We start from the raw sequence: 5,653 nt of genomic DNA, 5'->3' as shown, positions 1-5,653 counted from the left end.
GATCGAGTGGCGCACGATGATGCCGGCGAGTGCGATGAAGCCGATCATCGAGGTGGCGTTGAATGGCGCCCCGAGCAGCCAATGGCCGATCAGGATGCCGATCAGCGTCAGCGGGATCGGCGTCAGAATCACCAGCGGCAGTTTGAAGCTTTTGAACTGCGCCACCACCAGGACGTAGATTCCGAGGATCGCCACACCGAACGCCGCGCCCATATCGCGGAACGTCACCCAGGTGATTTCCCATTCGCCGTCCCACAACACGGTCGGCTTCGACTCGTCTGACGGCTGGCCATGCAGGCTGATCGCCGGCTTCGGCAGTTTGCCCCAGTCGTGGGATTCGATCAGCTTGTCGACGTCGAGCATGCCGTACAGCGGCGCTTCGAATTTGCCGGCGAGTTCGGCCATCACCATGTCGGCGAACCGGCCGTCACGGCGGAAAATCATGGGCGAGCCGACTTCCTTGGTGGCCTTCACCAATTGGCCGAGCTCGACCACCGTCTTGGCGCCGGGCAGCGAATTGGCCGGCACCGGCGTCGAAGCCAACGCCTCATTCCATTCGAGATAGCGCTTCGGCAACCCGACCGTAATGGCGATCGGATTGCGGCCTTCGCCGCGATGCGAGTAGCCGATCGAGGTGCCGCCGAACAGCGCCTGGATGGTGTCATAGACGTCCTTTTGTTCGACGCCGAAGAACTCCAGGCGATCCTGATCAATCGACAGCCGCAGCCGAGGCCGCGGCTCACCGATCGAATTGTCGACATCGACGATGAACGGCACCTGCTTGAAGATCTTCTCGACCTCGGCGGTGACCGCACGACGGGTGGCAGCGTCAGGACCGTAGATCTCCGCCAGCAGCGTCGACAGCACCGGCGGACCAGGCGGCACCTCGACGACCTTGAGACTGGTGCCTTCGGGCAGCTTCAGCGTCTGCAATCGCTTGCGCAGATCGAGCGCGATGTCGTGGCTGGCGCGGCTGCGCTCGCCGCGTTCCTTCAAATTCACCTGCAGCTCGCCGAGTTCGGGCCGCTCGCGCAAGTAATAATGGCGCACCAGACCGTTGAAGTTGAACGGCGCTGGCGTGCCGGCGAAGGTCTGCACCGAGGTGATCTCGGGCAGGCCGCGGGCGATATCGGCCGCAGCAAACAGCGTACGCTCGGTGTCCTCCAGCGTGGCGCCTTCGGGCAGGTCGAGCACCACGGCGATCTCGCTCTTGTTGTCGAACGGCAGCAGCTTCACCGTCACCGACTTGGTATAGAACAGCGCCATCGACATCAGCGTGGCGATGCCGACGCCGAGCAGGAAGATCCAGGCCGCGCGCTTGCTGGCGACGATGGGCGAAGCGAAGCGGCGATACAGCCGGCCGAGCCGGCCTTCGTCGTGACCGCCATGCGCGGCCACAGATGCGCCCTGCTTCGGCGCCAGCTTCAGCATCAGCCACGGCGCCACCATCATTGCGACGAAGAACGAGAACAGCATCGCGGCCGACGCATTGGCCGGGATCGGCGCCATATACGGCCCCATCAGCCCGGACACGAAAAGCATCGGCAACAGCGCTGCCACCACAGTCAGGGTCGCGATCACGGTGGGATTGCCGACCTCGGCCACCGCCTCGATGGTGGCTTGCAGCCGCGGCCGTCCGTCCTTCATCCCCCAATGCCGGGCAATGTTCTCGACGACCACGATCGCGTCGTCGACCAGGATGCCGATCGAGAAGATCAGCGCGAACAGGCTGACGCGGTTGATAGTGTAACCCATCAGATTGGCGGCAAACAGCGTCAGCAGAATCGTGGTCGGGATCACCACCGCGGTGACGATCGCCTCGCGCCAGCCGATCGCGATCGCGATCAGCACTACGATCGAGATCGTGGCAAGACCGAGATGGAACAGCAGCTCGTTGGCCTTCTCGTTGGCGGTCTCGCCGTAGTCGCGGGTGATGGTGACAGCGACATCCTTCGGGATCAGCGAGCCTTGCAGCGTCGCCAGCCGCGCCTTGATGTCGTGCGACACCACCACTGCGTTGGCGCCGGCGCGCTTGGCGAGCGCGAGCGTCACTGCCGGCACGCGGTCCCATTTTCCGCTGACGTCGCGAGCGTCGTTCCAGACCCGGTGCTCGGCCATATTCGGCCCGATGATCACCGAGGCGACGTCCTTGACATAGACCGGACGATTGTCGCGGGTCGCGACCAACAGCAGGCCGATGTCGGGAATACCCATCAGCGTCTGACCGGCCGAGACGCTGCGCATCGTGCCGGCGTCGCGCACATTGCCGGCGAGGAACGAGCGATTGGCGTCCTTCACCTTGGCGACGAGCTGCTGCAGCGTCACGCCGTACAGCGACAGCTTCTCTGAATCGGGCTCGACCCGGATCTGCTGCGCGCCGCCACCGGAGATATAGGTCAGGCCGATGCTGTCGACCTTCATCAGCTCGGAGCGCAGCTTGTCGGCGAGTTCGTACAGATCCTTGTCAGTCCAGCGTGCCGCGGCCTCCGGCTTCGGCGACAGCGTCAGCACCGTGACGGCCACGTCGTTAATGCCGCGGCCGACAATCAGCGGCTCGGGAATGCCGACCGGGATGCTGCCGATGTTGGCGCGGATCTTCTCGTGCACGCGCAGGATCGCGTCTTCGGCCTTGGTCCCGACCAGGAAGCGGGCGGTGACCATGACGCGGTCGTCTTCGGTCTGGCTATAGACGTGCTCGACGCCGTCGATACCCTTGACGATCGCTTCCAACGGCTTGGTGACAAGCTCGACCGCATCCGGCGCGCGCAGGCCATCGGCATTGATGCGGATGTCGACCATCGGCACGCTGATCTGCGGTTCCTCCTCACGCGGGATCGCCGCGAGGGCGATCAGGCCTGCGATCAGCGAGGCCAGCAGGAACAGCGGCGTCAGCGGCGACTGGATCGTGGCCTTGGTCAGGCGGCCTGAGATTCCGAGGTTCACGGCTGCACCAGCCTGTCACCGGGACGCAGGCCCGACAGAATTTCGAGACCGTCCGGCATCTCCTGCGTCGGATGCTCGCGGCCGCGCTGCACCGGCACCGCCACCGTCTTGCCGGGTTCGCCAAGATGCACGTAGTCGATACCGAATTCGGTGGTGATGAACTTCGATGGGATCACGAAGGCAGGGCGCTCGCCGCCGGAAATCCACACCCGCAGCCGGTCGCCGACGAAGTACTGCGGCAGCCCTTCGACCGTTGCGTCGGCAACGACGCGGCCGTCTTCGATCTGCGGATACACCAGGTCGATGGTGCCGAATTTGGCGACCTGATCGCCGAACTCGCTGCCGTCCACCCGGATCTTGTCGCCGGCCTTGAGGAAGCGCGCGTGCCGTTCGGGCACCCGCAGCCGCAGCTTGTAGTGCTGCTGCGCCACCGTGACGATCGGATCGCCCTGCAGGACCACCGAGCCGACGGTGATCATCTTCTTCAACACGCGGCCGTCGTCCGGCGACAGCACCTGGCCTTCCTTGAACTGCTGTTGCACCACCGACCGCTCCGCGGTCTTGGCGCGCAGATTGTTCTCGGCGACGTTGAGCGCGGTGCGCGCTTCGTCCAGCTTGGTGCGCGGCAGCGTGCCGCGCTCGACCAAGCCCGAGGTGCGGTCGTAGTCGATCTGCGCCTGGCTGGCTTGCGCCTGCAGCGCCTGGATCTGAGCATCGAGCGAATTCATCTGCAGCGTCAGCTTGTCGTCGCCGATCGTCGCGATCTCCTGGCCGCGTGTGACGCTATCGCCCTCCCGCACCTTCAGCGCCACCACCGTTCCGCCGATCCGCGCGCGGGCCGGCACCACGCTGATACTTTCAACGGTGGCGAATACCGCCTTCTCGTCGGAGATTCTGGTCTCCGCCACGGTCAGCGTCGCCGCGGCATTCGCCGCCACCGCTCCGAGCAGCCATGCGGCGACCGCGCCGCTCATCGTCCATCGCAGTCCCATGTCACGCCCTTGCAGGTTTGCGGCCCGTTATTCCGATCGACTGCCCCGGGCAGAACACCCGGTACAGCGTCGTCAGCACTTCGCGCGCCGGTTCGCTGGTAATCGAATAGAAAATCGACTGCGCATCGCGTCGCGCCGACACCAGCCCGTCGCGACGCAGCAGCGCAAGATGCTGCGACACCGTCGAGTCGCGCAGATCCAGCGCTTCGGCGAGTTCGCCGACCGAGCGCTCGCCGTCCACCAACTGGCAGATGATCAGCAGCCGATGCCGGTTCGACAGCGCCTTCAGAAGCTCGCTGGCCTGGTCGGCGGCAACCACCATCGGATCGTCTGTTATTTTCATATTTGCGTATATACGATTATTCGAATATATAGTCAACACGAATGCAGACGGCGGGGCCGTCACACAGGAGGAAGAATGCGATGAATCTCGATCAAACCGTGCTCGCCTTCGCCGGCACTGTCGTGCTGGTGAGCCTCGCGCTCGGCTGGCTGGTCAGCCCCTATTGGCTGCTGCTCACGGCATTCGCCGGGGTCAACATGATCCAGGCATCGTTCACGGGCTTCTGCCCGGCGGCGATCGTGTTCAAAAAGCTCGGCCGTCCGGCCGGCAACGCGTTTTCGTAAGGGCGACAGGAAACCAACAACAAACTTCATCGCCGGGCTCGACCCGGCAATCCATCTTCTGGCGACAAAGTTTTCAATGAAGAGCGATGGATGCGCGGGCCTTCGCCACGCCGAAGCGGCTACGGCCGCGCAGGCGGGTCAAGCCCGCGCATGACGCTGTTTGCGTTTGGCGCCGCAGCGGCTGGAAGCGATGCGACACCTCGAAGCGATGCGGCGCTCAGGCCGCCCGGCCGCAATTGCAGTTGCAGCCGCCTTCTTCTTCCTCGTCGTCATGATCGTGTGGCGCTGCCGGTGGCAGCGACCCGGCCAGGTAGTTCTGGATGGCGGTGACCGGATCGGTCTCGGACGTGGTGATTGCAACCACGCCGCGCGCGGCCATCCGCGCGAGGAAGCCGGGCCCGGCGCTGCCGGCGATCACCACGCTCACCTTGTCGAGCGGATGCTCGCCATCCTCTTTGAATTCATGGATCGACATCTCCTTCGGCAGGTCGAGCCGGTCGACCTCCTGAGGCGGGCGGCACGGCGCCGCATCGAACACCAGGAAGCGGCGGGTCTTGCCGGCGTGGCCGGTCACGGTGCGGAAATTCTGGCTGGCGATCGCGATCAGCATGATTGGGGCTTTCGAGATGATGTGAAGAAAGAAGGGCTTCTTCCTGTAACGTCGGAAGGTGTGCGCAGCGCGAACGACGAATGGCTCGCGTTGCCGGGCTTGACCCGGCACTCCATCGTCTTCGCGCAAGCGTTCGGGACGCGCTGACGCGCGCGATGGATGCGCGGGGCAAGCCCGCGCATGACCAATTCGATTGTGGCTGAGCTGCGCTCAGGTCTCGCCGATGATGATCTGCGTGTCGGTGGCGAACTTGTAGGGCACCAGCGGCAGGTTACGCGGCGCCGGCCCCAGCCGGATGCGGCCGGCGGAATCGTATTGCGAGCCGTGGCACTGGCAGAACCAACCGTCGTAATTGCCCTGATGCTCGGTCGGTACGCAGCCGAGGTGGGTGCAGATCGCCGACACCACCAACCACTGCTCCTTGCCGGGCTTGACGCGAGCCGAGTCGGGCTCAGGATCACGGAAGCTCTGCCAATCGGCG

6 protein-coding genes are annotated in these 5,653 nt (G+C 64.7%); 1 reads left to right on the top strand and 5 read right to left on the bottom strand.

What is annotated here, in order from left to right; translation table 11 throughout:
- The 3 genes from DYI24_RS20015 to DYI24_RS20005 all read right to left on the bottom strand — a co-directional run.
- The coding region (locus tag DYI24_RS20015; protein WP_164573558.1) for an efflux RND transporter permease subunit at window positions 1–2,943 on the bottom strand (2,943 nt) is incomplete at its 3' end.
- The gene (locus DYI24_RS20010) at window positions 2,940–3,935 is read right to left on the bottom strand and encodes an efflux RND transporter periplasmic adaptor subunit (protein WP_164573557.1); all 996 of its coding nucleotides are present in this window, start codon (window positions 3,933–3,935) and stop codon (window positions 2,940–2,942) included. The genes DYI24_RS20015 and DYI24_RS20010, both read right to left, overlap by 4 nt.
- A 1-nt stretch (window position 3,936) precedes the next feature.
- A complete protein-coding gene (locus tag DYI24_RS20005; protein ID WP_164573556.1) occupies window positions 3,937–4,278 on the bottom strand; it encodes an ArsR/SmtB family transcription factor in 342 nt (113 codons plus the stop codon).
- Window positions 4,279–4,358: 80 nt separating this feature from the next.
- Here DYI24_RS20005 and DYI24_RS20000 point away from each other — a divergent pair, with 80 nt between their 5' ends.
- Window positions 4,359–4,562 (top strand): YgaP family membrane protein, encoded by a 204-nt coding sequence (locus DYI24_RS20000; RefSeq protein WP_013500959.1) that lies wholly within the window; start codon window positions 4,359–4,361, stop codon window positions 4,560–4,562.
- Between the two features lie 217 nt (window positions 4,563–4,779).
- On the opposite strand, the gene DYI24_RS19995 is transcribed toward DYI24_RS20000, so the two are convergent.
- Both DYI24_RS19995 and petA read right to left on the bottom strand, forming a co-directional pair.
- Window positions 4,780–5,172: a NifB/NifX family molybdenum-iron cluster-binding protein gene (locus tag DYI24_RS19995; RefSeq protein WP_164573555.1), complete on the bottom strand. Its 393-nt coding sequence runs from the start codon at window positions 5,170–5,172 to the stop codon at window positions 4,780–4,782.
- A gap of 210 nt (window positions 5,173–5,382) precedes the next feature.
- Window positions 5,383–5,653, bottom strand: a 271-nt coding sequence (petA, locus tag DYI24_RS19990) for a ubiquinol-cytochrome c reductase iron-sulfur subunit (protein ID WP_164573554.1), incomplete at its 5' end; no start/stop codon positions are given.

This window comes from Rhodopseudomonas sp. BR0C11 (genome assembly GCF_010820945.1).
Taxonomy (GTDB): Bacteria; Pseudomonadota; Alphaproteobacteria; order Rhizobiales; family Xanthobacteraceae; genus Rhodopseudomonas; species Rhodopseudomonas palustris_H.
This window is presented reverse-complemented; position numbering and strand designations above follow the sequence as displayed.